Annotated in this window: 18 protein-coding genes; 8 read left to right on the top strand and 10 right to left on the bottom strand. The window is 65.7% G+C overall.

Annotated elements, in window-relative coordinates; translation table 11 throughout:
* Positions 1-10: 10 nt before the first annotated feature.
* The 10 genes from AWB79_RS28330 to mpl all read right to left on the bottom strand — a co-directional run bounded on the left by AWB79_RS28330 (position 11) and on the right by mpl (position 10639).
* Complete coding sequence (locus AWB79_RS28330; protein ID WP_061170770.1) at positions 11-1018, bottom strand: arabinose ABC transporter substrate-binding protein; 1008 nt, start codon at positions 1016-1018, stop codon at positions 11-13.
* 132 nt (positions 1019-1150) lie between these two features.
* Entirely contained in the window at positions 1151-1927 is a 777-nt protein-coding gene (locus AWB79_RS28325) for an SDR family oxidoreductase (protein WP_061170769.1), read from the bottom strand.
* On the bottom strand, positions 1924-2601 hold the full coding sequence (locus AWB79_RS28320; RefSeq protein ID WP_061170768.1) for a 2-dehydro-3-deoxy-6-phosphogalactonate aldolase: 678 nt from the start codon (positions 2599-2601) through the stop codon (positions 1924-1926). Before AWB79_RS28320 ends, AWB79_RS28325 begins: the two co-directional genes overlap by 4 nt.
* A 16-nt stretch (positions 2602-2617) precedes the next feature.
* Positions 2618-3604 carry a 2-dehydro-3-deoxygalactonokinase gene (locus tag AWB79_RS28315; protein WP_061170767.1) on the bottom strand — a complete coding sequence of 329 codons (987 nt, stop codon included), beginning with the start codon at positions 3602-3604 and terminating at the stop codon, positions 2618-2620.
* Positions 3601-4545 (bottom strand): IclR family transcriptional regulator, encoded by a 945-nt coding sequence (locus AWB79_RS28310; protein ID WP_061170766.1) that lies wholly within the window; start codon positions 4543-4545, stop codon positions 3601-3603. The genes AWB79_RS28315 and AWB79_RS28310 overlap by 4 nt, the downstream gene beginning before the upstream one ends.
* Before the next feature lie 353 nt (positions 4546-4898).
* Entirely contained in the window at positions 4899-5660 is a 762-nt protein-coding gene (gene mtgA / locus AWB79_RS28305; RefSeq protein WP_232471052.1) for a monofunctional biosynthetic peptidoglycan transglycosylase, read from the bottom strand.
* Positions 5660-6502, bottom strand: coding sequence for a shikimate dehydrogenase (aroE, locus tag AWB79_RS28300; protein ID WP_061170765.1), 843 nt, complete (start codon positions 6500-6502; stop codon positions 5660-5662). Before aroE ends, mtgA begins: the two co-directional genes overlap by 1 nt.
* Entirely contained in the window at positions 6499-8568 is a 2070-nt protein-coding gene (locus AWB79_RS28295; RefSeq protein WP_061170764.1) for a ribonuclease catalytic domain-containing protein, read from the bottom strand. The genes aroE and AWB79_RS28295 overlap by 4 nt, the downstream gene beginning before the upstream one ends.
* Positions 8569-8648: 80 nt before the next feature.
* Positions 8649-9248: a YqiA/YcfP family alpha/beta fold hydrolase gene (locus AWB79_RS28290; protein ID WP_061170763.1), complete on the bottom strand. Its 600-nt coding sequence runs from the start codon at positions 9246-9248 to the stop codon at positions 8649-8651.
* Entirely contained in the window at positions 9245-10639 is a 1395-nt protein-coding gene (mpl, locus tag AWB79_RS28285) for a UDP-N-acetylmuramate:L-alanyl-gamma-D-glutamyl-meso-diaminopimelate ligase (protein WP_061170762.1), read from the bottom strand. The genes AWB79_RS28290 and mpl overlap by 4 nt, the downstream gene beginning before the upstream one ends.
* A 194-nt stretch (positions 10640-10833) precedes the next feature.
* Here mpl and AWB79_RS28280 point away from each other — a divergent pair, with 194 nt between their 5' ends.
* From AWB79_RS28280 to tpx, 8 genes are all read left to right on the top strand, one after another.
* Complete coding sequence (locus AWB79_RS28280; protein ID WP_061170761.1) at positions 10834-11481, top strand: hypothetical protein; 648 nt, start codon at positions 10834-10836, stop codon at positions 11479-11481.
* 18 nt (positions 11482-11499) lie between these two features.
* Positions 11500-12048 (top strand): TlpA family protein disulfide reductase, encoded by a 549-nt coding sequence (locus AWB79_RS28275; RefSeq protein ID WP_061170760.1) that lies wholly within the window; start codon positions 11500-11502, stop codon positions 12046-12048.
* Positions 12049-12346: 298 nt separating this feature from the next.
* A complete protein-coding gene (locus tag AWB79_RS28270; RefSeq protein ID WP_157695872.1) occupies positions 12347-12523 on the top strand; it encodes a hypothetical protein in 177 nt (58 codons plus the stop codon).
* Positions 12524-12596: 73 nt separating this feature from the next.
* Entirely contained in the window at positions 12597-13067 is a 471-nt protein-coding gene (accB, locus tag AWB79_RS28265; protein ID WP_061170758.1) for an acetyl-CoA carboxylase biotin carboxyl carrier protein, read from the top strand.
* A gap of 154 nt (positions 13068-13221) precedes the next feature.
* On the top strand, positions 13222-14589 hold the full coding sequence (gene accC, locus AWB79_RS28260; RefSeq protein WP_061170757.1) for an acetyl-CoA carboxylase biotin carboxylase subunit: 1368 nt from the start codon (positions 13222-13224) through the stop codon (positions 14587-14589).
* Positions 14590-14611: 22 nt separating this feature from the next.
* Positions 14612-15514: a 50S ribosomal protein L11 methyltransferase gene (prmA, locus tag AWB79_RS28255; RefSeq protein ID WP_061170756.1), complete on the top strand. Its 903-nt coding sequence runs from the start codon at positions 14612-14614 to the stop codon at positions 15512-15514.
* 49 nt (positions 15515-15563) lie between these two features.
* Entirely contained in the window at positions 15564-16961 is a 1398-nt protein-coding gene (locus AWB79_RS28250) for a zinc-ribbon and DUF3426 domain-containing protein (RefSeq protein ID WP_061170755.1), read from the top strand.
* A 128-nt stretch (positions 16962-17089) separates the two neighbouring features.
* Positions 17090-17590, top strand: coding sequence for a thiol peroxidase (gene tpx / locus AWB79_RS28245; protein ID WP_061170754.1), 501 nt, complete (start codon positions 17090-17092; stop codon positions 17588-17590).
* The last annotated feature ends 38 nt before the right edge of the window (positions 17591-17628 follow it).

Genomic DNA, 17628 nt, shown 5'->3' with positions numbered 1-17628 from the left:
TCGCACGAACTTACTTCGACGCGAGACCCATCTGCTCGCGCACCTGCGAGACGTTGTCGCGCGTGGCCAGCATGCCGGTCGTCAGCGTGAGCGGCGGCGGCGCCTTGCCGTCCTTGATCCACGCGTACATCAGCTCGGATGTCTCCTCGCCGTGACGCTTCGGGCTGATGATCACGGTGCCGAAGAAGCCCGTCGGGTTCGGCTTCTTGAACTCGTTCAGCGCCGAGTCCGATCCGCCGATACCGATGCCGATCATGTTGTCGGCCTTGAAGCCACGGCCTTCGGCCGCGCGCACCGCGCCGAGCACGGCTTCGTCGTTCAGGCCGTAGGCGACCCAGTGCTTGTACTTCGGGTTCTTCGTGAGCGCGATATTCGCGGCGTTGAACGCGTTCTCGGTGTCGGTCTTGGCCTGCGGCGCAGCGACGATGTTCGCCTTCGGGAAGCCCGCAGCGACGAGCGCGTCGGTGGCGCCGGCCGTGCGGTCGTGCGCGGTCGGCAACTGCTCGTAAGTCACGTCGATCGCACCGACATCCTTCATGTCCCAGCCGCGCTTCTTGATCTCAGCGGCGATGCCGTCGCCCACCTGCTTGCCGATGTTGTACGCCGAGATGCCCATGTGCGGCACCGACTCGATCGGCTTGCCGGAACCGTCGACCAGACGGTCATCCACGGTCATCATCTTGAGCTTGTCGGCCTTCGCCTTCGCGACGATTCCCGGCCCGAGCTTCACGTCCGGCGTGCAGATGATGAAGCCCTGCGCCTTCTGCGCGGCGAGGTTGTCGATCGCGCTCATGACCTTTTCGCCCGACGGCGCGCCGATCTTCACGAGCGTGAAGCCCTTCTCCTTCGCGGCCATTTCCGCGAATTTCCATTCGTCCTGGAACCACGGCTCTTCCGGCTGCTTCACGAGGAAGCCGATCTTGACCTCGTCGGCGGCCTGCGCCACGGGCGCCGCGATCATGGACGCGCTCGTTGCCGTGGCGGCGGCGATCAGCGTGAGGAACAGTCTGCGTTTCATTTTTTGTCTCCCGACTTTTTCCGATGTCGAACAATGCCCGCGCGCGGGCGCTACGAAGGTTGGGTTGGCCGTGTGTTTTTTCTTTGTGATGACATGTCGCACCGCGGCCAGTGCGTCATTCTTCTGATTCGTCTAATCGTGGTAGAGCGCGGAACGACCGCCATCCACCGTGATGCAGCTCGCGTTGATGAACGGCGCCTCATCCGATGCGAGGAACACCGCCGTCATCGCGACTTCGCGCGGCTGGCCGATGCGCTTCATCGGCTGAAGATCGAGCGTCGCCTGGCGCGCGGCCTGCGGGTCGGCTTGCGAGTCCCACCAGTCCAGCGTCAGTTGCGTTTCGATGTAACCCGGCGCGATCGCATTCACGCGCACGTTGTTCGGCGCGTATTCGATGCCGAGCGCACGCGTCAGTCCGATCACGCCGTGCTTGGCCACCGGATACGGAAAGCAGCCGGGAATGATCTTGAAGCTGTGCGTGGACGCAATATTGACGATGCTCCCGCGCCCGCGTTCCACCATGCCGGGTAGCACCGCGCGGCAGCCGTTCCACACGCCGTCGAGATCGACGGCGAAGCAGCGGCGCCAGTCGTCGTCGGTCATCGTGAGCGGGTCGCAGAACACGTTGATGCCCGCGTTGTTCACGAGCACGTCGAGCGGGCCGAGCTTCGTTTCGGTCGCCTCGACGGCCTGCTTCACCGATGCGCTCCGCGTCACGTCGGTTTCCACCGCGATCACGTCCGCGCCGGTTTCCTGGCCGATGCGCCGCGCCGTCTCCGAAGCGGTCGCCATGTCCAGTTCCGCCAGTGCGACGCGCGCGCCTTCGCGCGCGAACGCCAGCGCGATCGCGGCGCCGATGCCGCGTCCCGCGCCCGTGACCATCGCGACCTTGCCGGCGAGCCGGTTCATTTCGTTTCGCCTCGCGCCATGGCGAGCCCGTCGATGAACGCCTTCGCGTTGCGCGCGGTCGCCTCCACGCCCTGGCCCGGCTTGTACAGCGCGGAACCGAGCCCGAAGCCGTTCGCGCCCGCCGCGAGGAAGGGGCCCATGTTGTCCGGCGCGATCCCGCCGACCGGGACGAGCGGCACTTCCTTCGCGATCACCGCGCGCCACGCTTTCGTCACCAACGGGCCGAGCTGCTCGGCTGGGAACATCTTCAGCACGTCCGCGCCGTTCTTGAGCGCGAGGAACGCCTCATTCGGCGTCGCCACACCCGGCGCGCACGCGAGACCTTGCGCCTTCGCGGCGCGCACGACATCGGCGTCGCTGTGCGGCATCACGATCAGTTCGCCGCCCGCGGCCTTCACGCTGTCGACGTAACTCGGATGCAGCACCGTTCCCGCCCCGACAATCGCCTCGGCGGGCAGCGCCTGGCGGATTGCCGCGATGCTGTCGAACGGCTGCGGCGAATTGAGCGGCACCTCTATGATGCGAAAGCCCGCTTCATAGAGCGCGCGGCCGTGATCAGCGGCATCGGACGGCGTCACGCCGCGCAGGATCGCGATCAGCGGACACGCGGCGAATGCCTTCGCGAGACCGGCGTGCATGCCGTAGGGCGCTGGCAGATTGATGGGAGGCTGCATCGTTTGTCACTCCATCTCAGGTGGCGCGCGCGGGCGCATGCGGCGCGGGGACCAGCCCGGCCTGCGCGGCGATTCGGTAAAGGCCGCGCTCGGTGGCGTGCGCGACGGTGCGTGCGTCCTGGCAGCCGAAGCGCGCGAGCGCGGCGCGATAACGCTCGCACAGCGCGTCGCTGCCGATCAGGCGCAGCGTTCTGCCCGCGAGCGAGGACTGGTCGCGTCCGAGCACTTCATTCAGGCCGCGCAGTTCGTGGCCGATCAGCAAACCCGACAGGTAATCCGCCTGCTGCTCGGCCGTAAGTTGTCCGGTCAGCCCGAGCGTGCGCGTGCTGAAGATCGTCGCGAGCACGCCGGGATGACCGGCATCGCGCGCCGTATCGACGCCGCGCAGAAACGCCGCTTCGTCGTGCGTCGCGCTCGGATGCATCGTGCGGCCGAGGATCGTGTGATCGCGCAGCGCGCCGAAAGTCTCGCCGGTCATGAAGGTGTAGAAGCGCTCGATCCGCTCATTGGCGACGAACGCCCATTTCGCATGCGTGCCCGGCAAGCCGATCAGTGCGCCCTCTTTACCAGCGAGCGCCGGCTCGCTCGCCAGCGCGCCGAAAATCTGCGTTTCCTCGCCGCGCATCACGTTGGGCAGCACGCCGCGTTCGAGCACGCCCGGCACGACGCGCACCGTCGTACCGCGCGCCGCTTTCACCGTGACGATGCCGGCGACGAGCGCATCGACGCCCGCGGGCGTGTCGACATACGGCGCCTCCACCCAGCCCTGCGCGCTGCCGACCATGCCCGCCGCGATCACCGGAAGCTGCGGGTGCGCGTCGAGCCATGCGCCGCAGACTTCCTCGAAGGTCTGATCGAATCCGCCGGCAGGCAGATTCATGAGCCCCGCCGACGACGCGCGCGAGTCGAGCGCGAGTCCGTCCGCGCCGAGCAGATACGCGCGCAGCGAGGTCGTGCCCCAGTCGAGCGCGATCAGTGCGGGCTTGACGGCAGATGCGTTCATCGCTTGATCCTGCGGGCGGCCTGCGGCGCGCGCCAGCCGAGTTCCTCGGAGATCGCGCGCGCCTCGCGCTGCACGACCGGAATAAGTTCTTCCATGCGTTCGTGGGGCATATAAGGAATCGTGCTCGCCACCGACAACGCCGCCACGATCGCGCCCGACGCATCGCGCACGGGCGCGGCGACGCAGCGGATCGACGCCTCGTTCTCTTCGAGATCGAAGGTGAAGCCGCCTTGCGAGTAGCGCGTCATGCGTTGCAGAAAGGTGTCGAAGTCGGGACGGTTGTCCGGCTTGAAGCTCGTCCTGGCGAGCACGCGATGCGAGGCGTCGAGCAGTTTCTTCCACGCGTTCGATTCGAGGTCGAGCATCATCGCCTTGCCGATCCCGGTGGATGCGAGCGGCATGCGGTGCCCGACGCGCGAGCGCATTTCCAGCCCGCGCGTGCCGGGAATCTTGTCGATGTAGAGCACGTCGTCGCCGTCGCGCACGCCCAGGTGAATGGTGTCGTGCGTGTGATCGGCGAGCGCCTGCAGATGCGGGCGCGCGACCGTCGTGAGCGGCATCTGCTCCAGCGCGATCGTGCCCAGTTCGATGAGCTTCGGCCCGAGCAGATAGCCGCCCTGCACTTGCCGAAGATAGCGCGCCTGCACCAGCGAACTGACCAGGCGATGCGTCGTGCTGCGCGTGGTGCCGAGCGCGGCGCCGAACGAGCGCAGATCGCGCGCGCCATTCGCTGCGGCTTCGAGAATCGCGAGGCCGCGCAGGAGCGTCTGCGTGCCGGCCTGCTGCGGCGTCACGTCGACGAGCGCGCTCGGCAGTGCGATGGCGTCGGGATCGGGCACATGTTTCGACGCGCTCGCGCCGTTCGGCTTCGCGCGCGGACCGTCCGTGTGCATGGACTGCGCTTCGGCGACTTCGGATTCGGGGCTGTGGAATTTGGTCATGACGCGGCGTCCTCGTCGATCACGATGCGCTTCGGACGGCGCGCCCGAATGCGAAGGCGTTCCGGAGCGAACGGGCGTACGAATCGTGCAGTGAGGCCCGCGAGCGCGGGCGAGCGATCGGATGCATGACGTGTCTCCATTGTTCTTTGCGTGCGCACCGGCGTGTCGCCGGTCTGTTGCGCTCGGGCGCCTTTCAGGCTTTGGTCGGATTGTAGTTCTGGCTCTTTGAATTATTCAATATGTGATCGCACTGCTCAGATAATGGGAGGAAACCTGACGATAGACAGCATTCTGAAAACAAAAAAGCCCTGATAAATCAGGGCCTTAATATGTTTAGCGAGATCAGCTAAATTTCATTGCGGCAGCTCGGCGGCTCCCATTCGGCGCGCGATGACACCCGCCCGCTGCGACAGATACGGCGCGTTGCGATGGTCGTCGAAATACTTGGGTCGCGGCAGCATGACGGCGAGCCGCGCGCTCTGCCAGGCCGTGAGTTTCGCCGCCGGAATCTTGTAGTAGTAGCGCGCCGCCGCTTCCGCGCCGTACACGCCGTTACCCCATTCGACCGAGTTCAGATAGATCTCGAAAATGCGTTCCTTGGTCAGCCAGAATTCGAGCATCCACGTGATAGCGAGCTCCTGCGCCTTGCGCACGTAGCTCTTCTCGCGCGAGAGAAAGAGATTGCGCGCGAGCTGCTGCGAGATGGTCGAGCCGCCCGCGACGATCTTCCCGCGCGCCTTGTTCTTCTCCCACGCCTGCAGGATCGCGTCGGTTTCGTAGCCGTTGTTGTTGACGAAGTTCGCGTCTTCCGAGGCGATGATCGCGCGCTTCAGATTGCGCGAAATCTGGTCATACGGCACCCAGGTGCGTTGCAGCACGATGCCGGGATGCGTCTTCGCGAGCGTCCACGCGTCGGAGCGCATGAAGGCCGTCGGACCGGGATTGATCACCGTCCAGAGGCCGATCTGCGTGAAGAAATAGAGTTGCGTCGCGATGAAGGCGATGCCGAGCACCGACACGCCATACGCAATCCAGCGCGCCGGACCGAGCCGCACCGCGCGGCGCGTGCGCGCGGCGCCCGATGGCATGTGACTGCCCGGCGGCGCGGTAGTCATCAGGCTTTCGCGGCCAGCGTCCGGCGCAGTTCGAGCAACACCGCGCCGCCGTCCGGGCGCACGCCGCGCCAGATGAAGAACGATTCGGCGGCCTGTTCGACCAGCATGCCGAGACCATCGGATGCGCGCGCGCCGAGCTTCGTCGCGTGCTGCATGAAGACGGTCGGCTGCGCGCCGTACATCATGTCGTAGGCAAGCGTGCCCGCGCCGAACGCGCTGTCTTCGCAATCGGGCAAGGCGGCGTCGAGGCTGCCGGCGGTCGCATTGACGATCACGTCGTACTGGCCCGCTTCCGCGCTGTCGGCGCCACCGCCCGAGAAGCGGACGCCCGCCTCCGAGGCATTGCGCGCGAACTGGTCGACGAGCTGATGCGCCTTCGCCGCGGTGCGATTGACGATGGTGAGCAAGGCCGGCGCGCGATCGAAGATCGGCAGCACGACGCCGCGCGCGGCGCCGCCCGCGCCCAGCAGCAGAATGCGCGCGCCCTTCAGGCTCACGCCGAGATTCACCTCGATGTCGCGCACGAGCCCGACGCCGTCGGTGTTGTCGCCGCGCACGCCGTCGTCGCCGAATGCGAGCGTGTTCACCGCTCCCGCCGCTGCCGCGCGCGGCGACAGCGAATCCGCGAGCGCGTGCGCTTCGAGCTTGAACGGCACGGTGACGTTCATGCCGCGCCCGCCCGACGCGATGAAGCTTTTCACTTCGCGCGTGAAGCCGTCGAGCGGCCCGAGAATGCGCCCGTATTCGATCGGCTCGCCAGTCTGTTCGGCGAACCTGGCGTGAATCCAGGGCGACTTGCTGTGCTCGATCGGATTGCCGATCACCGCGTACTTTTCTTTCATGACCGGCTCGGCTCCGTCGATTCCTGCGTGTCGCCCGACGACTGCTCAGGTGCTTCCGGAGGCGCTTCCGCCGACGCCTCGGCCTGCGCTTCCGCCTCGCTCTCGGCGGAGAGATCGTCGGTCTCGATGATTTCCTCTTCCGTCTCTTCCTCGACCGGCGTCGCGGACGGCGCGTCGATCACGTGCAGCAGACGGCACGACGCTTCGACCGTCAGCTCGTCGATCGACATCACTTCGAGCATCAGGCGTGTGCCGCGCGCATGCACGCCGAGTCCGGGCACGTGCAGGATTAGCGGAATCTCGTCCAGCCGGACCAGATCGTCCTTGATGACGGACGCCGGAACCTGCCGCCTGTTTTCCTGCTTCAGCCAGCGCAGACACCAGAAATATTCCATGCGACGCTGGTGATCGGCGTACGCGCTGTAGGTGTCGTCGAAACCCTGCACGACCGCGAACAGATCCGCGTCCTTCGGCTTGAAGGGCGCGGCGAGCTTTGCCATGACGCCGTGCTGCACGCACGCGAGCAACTGCCACTGATTCACGAGATCGACGTAACGGCGCAGCGGCGACGTGCTCCACGCATATTGCGCGACGCCCAGGCCTTCGTGCGGCGCGGGCGTGGTCTGCATGCGCGTGCGTTTCGGACCCGGACCGCCGAAACCGCGCTGCGAGCGATAGATGCCCGGCACGCCGTGATCGTTGAGGAACGCGCCCCACGACGAGTTCGCGAGAATCGCCAGTTCCGCGACGATCAGATCGAGCGGCGAGCCGCGACGGCGCGGCGTGATCGTGATGTGCTCGCCATCGACATAAAAGTTGAAGTCGTTGTTGCGCTGCACCTCGCGCTTGAGGCCGTAGGTGGCGCGGGCCTGCTGGCGCTTCTCGAACAGCGCCTGCGCGAGCGGCCACAAAATGGCGATGTCTTCCTTGTGCGGATATTCGCCCGTGCCCGCCGCGAGCGTTTCCTCGGTGACGTGCTCGTCGAGGTGGTTGTGACGCAGATTGCTCTTCACGAACACGCGCTCGGCGCGCGTCTCGGTCGCGACGATCTCCTGCGTCTCGCGATTGATGATGATGTACAGCGACAGCGCTGGACGCAATCCGCCTTCGCCGAGCGTGAACACGTCGACGACGTTGTCGGGCAGCATCGTGATCTTGTCGCCGGGCATGTAGACCGTGGACAGACGGCCGCGCGCGATCGCGTCGATGGCGTCGCCCCGCTCGATGCCCAGCGCCGGCGCGGCGATGTGAATGCCGATGCGCACGCGGCCGTCGGAAAGATGCTGCACGGAGAAGGCGTCGTCGATTTCGGTCGTGGTGACGTCGTCGATGGAGAAGGCTTCGACATCGGCTTCGGGCAGATCGTCGGGCAACGCGCCCGGCTGCACCGACGGAAAGCCGACGCCATGCGGAAAGTGCTCCGACAGGAACTTCGCTTCATGCAACTGACGCGGCGAAGCGATGCCGCCGCACTCGAGCATCAGCCGCGCCTGCGAGATGCCGCGCGCCGCCGCCGCTGCTTCGAGCGCCTTGTATTCGATGGAGTTCTTGTCGGGCTTCGTGAGCAGGCCGATAGCCTTGCCTTTGAGCGCATCGGGCAGCTTGCCGGCCTTCAGCTCTTCTTCCCAGCCTTGCTGCACGAGCGCCTGCTGACGCTTGCGCTCGAGCGAGGCGAGCGCCATCTGCAACTGTTCCTGCGGCGCGCGCTGATACTGGCCGCGTCCCTTGCGCCGGAAATAGACCGGCGAGCCGTGCATGCGCAGAACCAGCGCGGCGCGTTCGGCGGGTCCGAACTTGTCGCCGAAATAGTCGGCGCCGAGCGCGGCGAACGGAAATTCCTCGTCAGGCGCGCACTCCCACAGGAAATCGAGATCGATCTCCTGCGCGATCGCGTCGGCCTCCTGCATCAGGTCGCCGGCCGCGGGCTTCTCGAACTCGATCAGCACGTCTTTCGCGCGCACCTTCGCGCGCCGGCCGCCCGGCAACTCGACCTGGAAGGCGTCGCCCTGTTTGGACAGCACCGATCCGGCCTTGAAACTACCCGATTCCTCGAAGAAAACGTTCACTCAATACTCTCGTAAAACGGTGGACCGGGACGCGCTCATTGCGATTCGCGCCGGTGGATGGATTGGGACCGACGCCCGGCTCACGCGGCTGCAGGCGTGACCAGCGGCGGCGGCGCCTGATCGCAGAACGCGATGACATCGGCGAGATAGGCCGGAAAGTCGCTGATCGCGTGATCGCCGCCCTGGATCAGCGTGGTCCGCACGTCGGGATAGTGGTCGAGCATCGTGCGGTAATCGAGCACTTCGTCGCCGGTCGCCGCGATCAGATAGTAGCGCTCGGGCCGCGTGATCCGCTCGACCGCGAGCGCGCGCAGTTCATCGAGATGACGCGGCAACACGGTGATGGTGCCACCGCCGTGCCACAACGGCTGCTCGCCGAGAAAATGGCTCAGATCGCGCTGCGGCACCACCGCCGGATTCAGCAGCACGGCGCGCCAGCCGTGTTTTTCCGCGAGATGGGTCGCGTAATAACCGCCGAGCGAACTGCCGACGACCGTCACATCGCTCTGCTTCGCACCCGCCGCGACGGATTCCGCCAGCACGATGGCGTCGAACGGCGACACCGGCAGCGTGGGGCACTGCCATTCGCCGAGCCGCCCGAGCTCTTCGAGACGCGCGTGCATCACGCGCGCCTTGAACGACTGGGGAGACGAGCGAAAGCCGTGCAGATAGAGAATCACGAATGTCCTCCCGCGCCGCGCGCGGAAAGCGCGTCGAGCAGTTTCTGATGGACGCCGCCGAAGCCGCCGTTGCTCATCACGAGCACGTGGTCGCCGGGGCGCGCGGCGGCCGTCACCGCCTTCACCAGAGGTTCGATTTCGTTGAACGCCTGCGCCTTGTCGCCGAGCGGAGCGAGCGCCTGCGCGAGATCCCAGCCGAGCTTGTCGCGGCCTTCGCGCGCGCCGTAGCCGAACACGAGGTCCGCGTTCTCGAGGCTCGCGGGCAGTTGCGCCTTCATCGTGCCGAGCTTCATCGTGTTGGAGCGCGGCTCGAGCACGGCGAGAATGCGCGACTTGCCGATGCGCGTGCGCAATCCCGCAATGGTCGTATCGATGGCGGTCGGATGATGCGCGAAGTCGTCGTAGACCGTGACGCCCTCGACGCTGCCCTTCACTTCCATGCGCCGCTTGACGTTGCGGAAGCTCGCAAGCGACTTTACCGACTGCGCCGCCGGCACGCCGACCGAGCGCGCCGCCGCGATCGCCGCGAGCGCGTTCATGCGGTTGTGCTCGCCTTGCACCTGCCAGTCGACGACACCGAGACGCTCGCCTTCCCAGTACACGGCGAAGGTTTCATCGACGGGCGCGCCTTCCTCGGCGGGCAAGGCCTGCCACCCGCCATCAACCCCGAAGCGCTCGACGCCCGACCAGCAGCCGCGCGTCAGCACGCGTTCGAGCGCATCCTCGCGCCCGTTCGTGACGATGCGCCCGACACCGGGCACGGTACGCACGAGATGATGGAATTGCGTTTCGATCGCGGCGAGATCGGGAAAGATGTCGGCGTGATCGAATTCGAGGTTGTTCAGCACCGCCGTGCGCGGCCGGTAGTGGACGAACTTCGAACGCTTGTCGAAGAACGCGGTGTCGTATTCGTCCGCTTCGATGACGAAGAAGCTCGAATCGGTCAGACGCGCCGAGATACCGAAGTTGAGCGGCACACCGCCGATCAGGAAGCCCGGATTCATGCCGGCGTCTTCCAGCAGCCACGCGAGCATGGAGCTCGTCGTGGTCTTCCCGTGCGTGCCCGCCACCGCGAGAACCCATTTGCCGTTCAGCACGTGCTCGCCGAGCCATTGCGGACCGGACGTGTACGGCAGGCCGCGATCGAGAATGGCTTCCATCAGCGGATTGCCGCGCGTCACCACATTGCCGATGACGAACAAGTCCGGCTCCAGCGACAACTGCTCGACGCCGTATCCTTCTATCAGTTCGATGCCCTGCGCTTCGAGCTGGGTGCTCATCGGCGGATAGACGCCCGCGTCGCAGCCGGTGACCTTGTGACCCGCTTCGCGCGCCAGAACCGCCAGTCCGCCCATGAAGGTGCCGCAAATGCCGAGGATGTGGATGTGCATAAAACGTGTCGTGTCGCGCCGCGCGGGCGATTTTGAGATGCGGAAACGAAGGAAGCGGCGCCTCGGGACAAACCCGTGCAGGAAAGCGCCTGAAGGGGCATATTGTAACCGAGCAGGATAAGCCTCCCTGCGTCCCCGGCGGCGGCGCGCGTGAGCCGAAAAGGCCGCCTGACGTTATCTAGTATCATTCCGGCATGGTTCGCAAATCACATTTCGATCCGCAGCGCGTGCGCGAGGAAATCGCGATTGCCGCCGCGAGAATGATCGCCGAGGACGGCCTCGACTATTCCACCGCGAAGCGCAAGGCCGCGAAGCAGGTGGTCGGCGAGACCAAGATCGGCGGCGAGTTCCTGCCCGATAACGACCAGATCGAAGAGGAAATCCGCGAGTATCAGGCGATTTTCCAGAGCGACAGCCAGCCCGCAGTGCTGCGGCGCATGCGCGAGGTCGCGCTCGAATGGATGGACAAGCTGAAGGCCTTCGACCCGTATCTGACGGGCGCGGTGCTCAACGGCACGGCGGGCGAGCACTCCGACATTCACTTGCAATGCTTCTGCGACAATCCGAAGGAAGTCGCGATTTACCTGCTGAACGCGAACGTGCAATACGACGTATCCGAAACGCGGCATTTCGCGGGGCGCGGCTACGTCGAGACGCTGAGCTTTCTCCATCGAACGCGTGGCGATGAGCCGATCGGCGTGCACATCGCGCTGTACGGCGTCGATGATCTGCGCGGCGCCGTGCGTGCCGACGGCCGCGGCCGGCTCGCGCGCGCGAACGCCGCGGCGGTGCGCTCGCTGCTCGATCATCCCGACGCCCCGCCGCTGGAAATCGGCGGCTGATCCATCTTTTAGACACTCATGAACACCACACGCATTTTCGCGGCTCTCGCGGTCGCGCTCGCCGCGACGGCCGGCGGCTTCTACGCAGGCCATGTCTTCACCGGCGGCGACACCGCGGCGGCCACCCAGGCGGGCGCCAGTTCCGGCAATGCCGTCGATCAGCTCTGGAAAGCCACGCCGCCCGGCGCCGCGGGCACGTCCCAGCCGCTCGCCGCGTTCAAGGGGAAACCGGTCGTGGTGAACTTCTGGGCGTCGTGGTGCGGACCGTGCGTGAAGGAAATGCCGGAACTCTCAGCCATCCATCGCGAATATGCGAGCAAGGGCATCACGTTCATCGGGCTGGGCGTGGACAGCGAAAAGAACGTCAACGATTTTCTACAGAAAGTGAAGGTCGACTATCCCGTCTACATCACCGGTTTCGGCGGCGCGGATCTTGCGCGCAGCTTCGGGAATAATGCGGGCGGCCTGCCATTTACCGTCGTGATCGACGCAAAAGGCCAGATTCGCTCGACAAAATTAGGCGAAGTCGACGCCAAAGAACTGAAACATACGCTCGACAGTCTGTAAGAATTCGCTGTAGGCTATCCGCGATTTACAGCATTTAAGCTGCTAATTGAACGTCATTACGCCGAATTTACGGCAAAATCGTAATTTCGGTTGGATGCGAGCGGTAATTTGTCCCGCCGTCGCAAGCTGGACGTCACGGTAAAACTAGACAAAATTCTCTAAACGGCGCTAAAGTGCGCCGAATTCCGCACAACCCGAAGCGACTATGACAATTCCGCAGACGCCACGAGGCTACCTCGCCGTCGAGTCCGGCACCCGTGAAAGCGGCGCCGGCCGCGGTGTGGCGTCCGAAACTGTCATGCGCATGCCATTCGGGCGCGCGCTTCAAAGCGACCACGCCGGTGCGTTCCATGTGAACGCCATCTGCGTGCCGACCGATTCTGCCGCCGTTGTTGCCGTCGGCGCATGCACGGGCGCTGACGCGCGTACCGTGTGTGCGCGCGTCGGACGGCTGGCCGCGCCGGCTCGCGGCTGAGCAGTCAGAACACCCACAAATCAAGTCAAGCACCGGGCAGCCCGGTCTCCAAGTATTGAAAGGGGATTTTTCGATGGACCTTCGTAAACTGAAAACGCTGATCGACCTCGTCTCGGAATCCGGCATCTCGGAGCTGGAAGTGACGGAAGGCGAAGGCAAGGTTCGCATCGTCAAGAACGCCGCGCCGGTCTTCATGCCGGCTCCGCAATACGCGCCGCAGCAGCAGGTTCCGGCCGCGCCGCAGTTCTCCGGAGCCGGCGAAATCGGCGCGCCGGCCACCGCAGCGCCTGCTGCCGCCGCGCAGCAAGGTCATGTCGTGACCTCGCCGATGGTCGGCTCGTTCTACCGCGCGCCGTCGCCCGGTGCTGACCCGTTCGTGCAAGTCGGCGATACCGTGAAGGAAGGCCAGACGCTGTGCATCATCGAGGCGATGAAGCTCCTGAACGAGATCGAATCGGACAAGGCCGGCGTCGTGAAGGAAATCCTCGTCGAGAACGGCCAGGCGGTCGAGTACGGCCAGCCGCTCTTCGTGATCGGCGACTAAAGGCGCATCGGGCCGTGCCGCGGATGCGCCTCGCAACCGCCGCCGGCTACACCGCGCCGGCGCGCTTCGTGCGGCATCCGATCCGCCGAGAAGCACGTCGCCGTTTGGATCCCCGAGGGCCGCTCGCGCGAGCCCGTTGATGAGCCGACCCACTATGTTTGAAAAAATTCTCATTGCGAACCGCGGCGAAATCGCGCTTCGCATCCAGCGCGCGTGCCGCGAGCTGGGCGTCAAAACCGTTGTCGTCTATTCCGAAGCCGACAAGGAAGCGAAGTACGTCAAGCTCGCCGATGAGGCCGTGTGTATCGGACCGGCGCCTTCGAATCTGTCCTATCTGAACATGCCGGCGCTCATCAGCGCCGCCGAGGTCACGGACGCCGAAGCGATCCACCCCGGCTACGGCTTCCTTTCGGAGAACGCCGACTTCGCCGAGCGCGTCGAGCAATCGGGCTTCACTTTCATCGGCCCGCGTCCCGAGACCATCCGTCTGATGGGCGACAAGGTCACCGCCAAGCAGACGATGATCAAGACCGGTGTGCCCTGCGTGCCGGGTTCGGAAGGCGCGTTGCCCGACGATCCGCGCGAGATCGTGAAGATTGCGCGCACGATCGGCTACCCCGTCATCATCAAGGCGGCGGGCGGCGGCGGCGGACGTGGCATGCGGGTGGTGCATACGGAAGCTGCGCTGGTCAACGCGGTCAACATGACGCGTGAAGAAGCGGGCCGCGCGTTCGGCAATCCGCAGGTGTACATGGAGAAGTTCCTCGAGAATCCGCGTCACATCGAGATTCAGGTGCTGTCGGATTCGTTCCGTAACGCCATCTGGCTCGGCGAGCGCGATTGCTCGATGCAGCGCCGCCACCAGAAGGTGATCGAGGAAGCGCCGGCGCCGGGCATCGCGCGCCGTCTGATCGAGCGCATCGGCGACCGCTGCGCCGACGCCTGCAAGAAGATGGGTTACCTCGGCGCGGGCACGTTCGAATTCCTGTACGAGAACAACGAGTTCTACTTCATCGAGATGAACACGCGCGTGCAGGTCGAGCACCCGGTGACGGAACTCATCACGGGCGTCGACATCGTGCAGGAACAGATTCGCATCGCCGCTGGCGAGAAGCTCTCGATCCGCCAGAAGGACATCGAGTTCAAGGGCCACGCGATCGAATGCCGCATCAACGCGGAAGACCCGTTCAAGTTCACGCCTTCGCCGGGACGCATCACGTCGTGGCACACGGCGGGCGGCCCGGGCATTCGCGTCGATTCGCACGCGTACGCCAACTACTTCGTCCCGCCGAACTACGACTCGATGATCGGCAAGCTGATCGCCTACGGCGCGACGCGCGAGCAGGCCATCAACCGCATGCGCATCGCGCTGTCGGAAATGGTCGTGGAAGGCATCCAGACGAACATCCCGCTGCATCGCGAGATGATGATCGACGCGGCGTTCGTCGAAGGCGGCACGAGCATCCACTATCTCGAGAACAAGCTGGCCGCGCGTAAGGCGGCGGTCGCCGAAGAGTCCTGAGCATCGCAAGAGAGACACGAGCATGAGTTACCGGGAACTGATCGCCGAACTGGATCGCGAGCACGCTGAAGCGCTGTCGGACGCGCTGCTCGATGTCGGCGCACTGTCGGTGTCCGTCGAGGACGCGGACGCCGACACGCCCGACGAGCAGCCGCTCTTCGGCGAGCCGGGTCTCGTGCCCGAGAAAAGCGCGTGGAACCGTTCGCGCGTGGTCGCGTTGCTGGCCGAAGACGCCGATCCGGCCGTGCTGCTGACGGCGGCCGCCAACGAAATCGGCCTGCAGCACGCACCCGATTTCAGCGTGCGCGAAGTCGAGGAGCAGGATTGGGTGCGCCTGACTCAGGCTCAGTTCGATCCGATTGCCATCGGCGAGCGCATCTGGGTCGTGCCCTCGTGGCACGACGCGCCCGATCCCGACGCACTCGTGCTCGAACTCGATCCGGGTCTCGCGTTCGGCACCGGCAGCCATCCGACGACGCGACTGTGCATGGAGTGGCTGGAGCAGTCGGTGAAGCCGGGAGAGTCGCTGCTGGACTACGGCTGCGGCTCCGGCATTCTCGCGATCCTCGCCGCCAAGTGCGGCGCGAATCCGGTAACCGGCATCGACATCGACCCGCAGGCGGTCGAATCGGCGCGTCAGAACAGCGAACGCAATCACGCGCAGGTCACCTACGGCCTGCCCGACGAGTGTCCCGCCGGCGAGTTCGATATCGTCGTCGCGAACATTCTCTCGAATCCGCTCAAGCTGATGGCGTCGATGCTCGCATCGAAGGTGAAGCCCGGCGGCAAGATCGCTCTGTCGGGCGTGCTGGCGCGACAGGCCGATGAAGTCGCGGCGGCTTATGCGAAGTGGATCGACATCGGCGTCTGGCGCGAGCACGAAGGTTGGGTGTGCCTCGCCGGAACGCGGCGCGAAAACAACTAAAATAGTCTGATCGTCCACGACCCGGCCGTCAGGCCACGGCAATTCTTATATGGCGCTGGCAACCCGCTGCCCTCACTGCGAAACCGTATTCAAACTCGACCCGCATCTGATCGCGCCGCATGACGGCCGCGTGCGCTGCGGGCATTGTCAGGAAGTGTTCGACGCCGAGCATCATCGCTTCGAGCTTCCCGATGACAACGCCGCGTCAGATGTCGCCCAGCACGCGGCGCTCATCGACGACGATGCCGCCGTCGGTCCGTCCAATCGTGCCCCGGCCGCCGCCGATGTGCCCGCGCGCGCGACGGCGCTGCCCGAGCCGCCGCTAAAGCCGAAGCCCTTCGCACCTCGCACGCTCGATCTCGGCGCGCCCGACGCGAGAACGGCCCCGGCGCGGCGCGCGGAAACGCCCGCGCCCCCGCCGCCTCCGCTCATCACCGCGCAGCCCGAAGAAGCCAACGATCCGACCGTCTACGCCGACCCGGCGGCATTCGCGAAACCACCCGCGCCGACGCACGCAACGAGCGCGCGTCAGGGGCCGGCGCCTGCCGATCAGGGCGGCGCCGCGAACGAGTCTTCCGCGCTGCCACCCGAACCGCCTCGCATGAAGCAGTTCATCCGCGTGGGCGCGCCCTCGGCCGACGGCGCGAGCCCGACACACGCCCGGGCGCAAACGAATGCACCCGTCATGCCCACGACACCGCCGTTCGTCGCGCCGTTGGACGATCGCGCCGAGCCGTTCATCGGCCCTGTGCACGCGCCCGCCGACGCACCGCCGCCCGTGCGCCCCGCGCCTCCGCCGGCCGCCGCCTCCACGTGGCGCGAAGACGACGAGCCCGGATTCGGCGCCAGGGCGCACGGCGGCGCGGCGCATCCGAGGAGCGCGAACGAAGCGTTTCCGGCGATACGCGAGCCGCGTGAACCACACGAAGCGCGCGAATCACGGGAAGCGCACGCCCCCGCGCGTCCGAAAACGGGCTGGCGGATCGCGGGCGGCGTCATCGCGGTGCTGCTGGTTTTGCTGCTGGTCGCTCAACTCGCGTGGTGGCAGCGCGAAACCGTGATGGTCAATGTTCCGGGCTCGCACGCGCTTTATTCGCAGGTGTGCGACGCGCTCGGCTGCACCGTCTCGCCGCCGCGCGACATCGACGGATTGCAGATCGAGAGTTCCGGCCTGCGTCAGGTGGACGGCCCGCACAAGCTCGAACTGAAGCTGTCGCTGCGCAACCGGATGGATGTCGCGCTGGCTTATCCGGCGCTGGAACTCACGCTGCTCGACGACAAGAACAATGTCGCGATTCGCCGCGTGCTTTGGCCGCAGGATTACGCGCGACCGGGTACGATATTCGCCATCGGCCTTCCGCCGCAAAGCGCGCAACCGGTCGTCGTCCGGCTGGATACGGGCGATGCGGTCGCCGCGAATTACCGGGTTCAGGTGTTCTATCCGTGACGCGACTCGCGCGTCGTGCTTCAAGGTAGAAACGCTTCGACCCGGTTCCACACGACGCGCGTCCCGGCCTCCCGGTTCGGGCTCGCGCGATTTTCCCGTCAGCATCTGACAATTCTCTGGAGCGCAACATGAGTCAAGTTACCCTCGGCGGCAATCCCATCGACGTCAGCGGCACGTTCCCGGCCGCCGGACAACAGGCACCGGAATTCACGCTCGTCGGCACGGATCTCGGCGACGTCAAGCTGGCGAGCTTCGCCGGCAAGCGCAAGGTGCTGAACATCGTCCCGAGCCTCGACACGCCGACCTGCGCCACTTCCACGCGCAAGTTCAACGAAGCCGCCGGCAAGCTGGACAACACCGTGGTCGTCGTCGTCTCGGGCGACCTGCCTTTCGCGATGAAGCGTTTCTGCTCGACCGAAGGCATCGAGAACGTGACCTCGGCCTCCACGTTCCGCGGCCATGAATTCGCGCAAGCGTATGGCGTCGACATCACGAGCGGCCCGCTGCGCGGCCTGACGGCGCGCGCCGTTGTCGTGCTGGACGAGAACAACAAGGTTCTGCATTCGGAACTGGTGTCCGAAATCAAGCAGGAACCGAACTACGACGCAGCCCTCGCCGCACTGAAGTAACCTCCCTGGCGGACCGCTCTTTCGCGAGAACGGTCCGC

Origin of the sequence: Caballeronia hypogeia (assembly GCF_001544875.2) — a bacterium.
Lineage (GTDB): Bacteria > Pseudomonadota > Gammaproteobacteria > Burkholderiales > Burkholderiaceae > Caballeronia > Caballeronia hypogeia.
This window is presented reverse-complemented; position numbering and strand designations above follow the sequence as displayed.

What these genes read in the sequence shown, in the direction of transcription:
- AWB79_RS28310 (WP_061170766.1), bottom strand. Translation starts at nt 4,545, where the DNA reads ATGACCAAATTCCACAGCCCCGAATCCGAAGTCGCCGAAGCGCAGTCC.
- AWB79_RS28325 (WP_061170769.1), bottom strand. Translation starts at nt 1,927, where the DNA reads ATGAACCGGCTCGCCGGCAAGGTCGCGATGGTCACGGGCGCGGGACGC.
- accC (WP_061170757.1), top strand. Translation starts at nt 13,222, where the DNA reads ATGTTTGAAAAAATTCTCATTGCGAACCGCGGCGAAATCGCGCTTCGC.
- mpl (WP_061170762.1), bottom strand. Translation starts at nt 10,639, where the DNA reads ATGCACATCCACATCCTCGGCATTTGCGGCACCTTCATGGGCGGACTG.
- AWB79_RS28330 (WP_061170770.1), bottom strand. Translation starts at nt 1,018, where the DNA reads ATGAAACGCAGACTGTTCCTCACGCTGATCGCCGCCGCCACGGCAACG.
- AWB79_RS28280 (WP_061170761.1), top strand. Translation starts at nt 10,834, where the DNA reads ATGGTTCGCAAATCACATTTCGATCCGCAGCGCGTGCGCGAGGAAATC.
- mtgA (WP_232471052.1), bottom strand. Translation starts at nt 5,660, where the DNA reads ATGACTACCGCGCCGCCGGGCAGTCACATGCCATCGGGCGCCGCGCGC.
- prmA (WP_061170756.1), top strand. Translation starts at nt 14,612, where the DNA reads ATGAGTTACCGGGAACTGATCGCCGAACTGGATCGCGAGCACGCTGAA.
- AWB79_RS28275 (WP_061170760.1), top strand. Translation starts at nt 11,500, where the DNA reads ATGAACACCACACGCATTTTCGCGGCTCTCGCGGTCGCGCTCGCCGCG.
- aroE (WP_061170765.1), bottom strand. Translation starts at nt 6,502, where the DNA reads ATGAAAGAAAAGTACGCGGTGATCGGCAATCCGATCGAGCACAGCAAG.
- AWB79_RS28315 (WP_061170767.1), bottom strand. Translation starts at nt 3,604, where the DNA reads ATGAACGCATCTGCCGTCAAGCCCGCACTGATCGCGCTCGACTGGGGC.
- tpx (WP_061170754.1), top strand. Translation starts at nt 17,090, where the DNA reads ATGAGTCAAGTTACCCTCGGCGGCAATCCCATCGACGTCAGCGGCACG.
- AWB79_RS28250 (WP_061170755.1), top strand. Translation starts at nt 15,564, where the DNA reads ATGGCGCTGGCAACCCGCTGCCCTCACTGCGAAACCGTATTCAAACTC.
- AWB79_RS28320 (WP_061170768.1), bottom strand. Translation starts at nt 2,601, where the DNA reads ATGCAGCCTCCCATCAATCTGCCAGCGCCCTACGGCATGCACGCCGGT.
- accB (WP_061170758.1), top strand. Translation starts at nt 12,597, where the DNA reads ATGGACCTTCGTAAACTGAAAACGCTGATCGACCTCGTCTCGGAATCC.
- AWB79_RS28270 (WP_157695872.1), top strand. Translation starts at nt 12,347, where the DNA reads ATGCGCATGCCATTCGGGCGCGCGCTTCAAAGCGACCACGCCGGTGCG.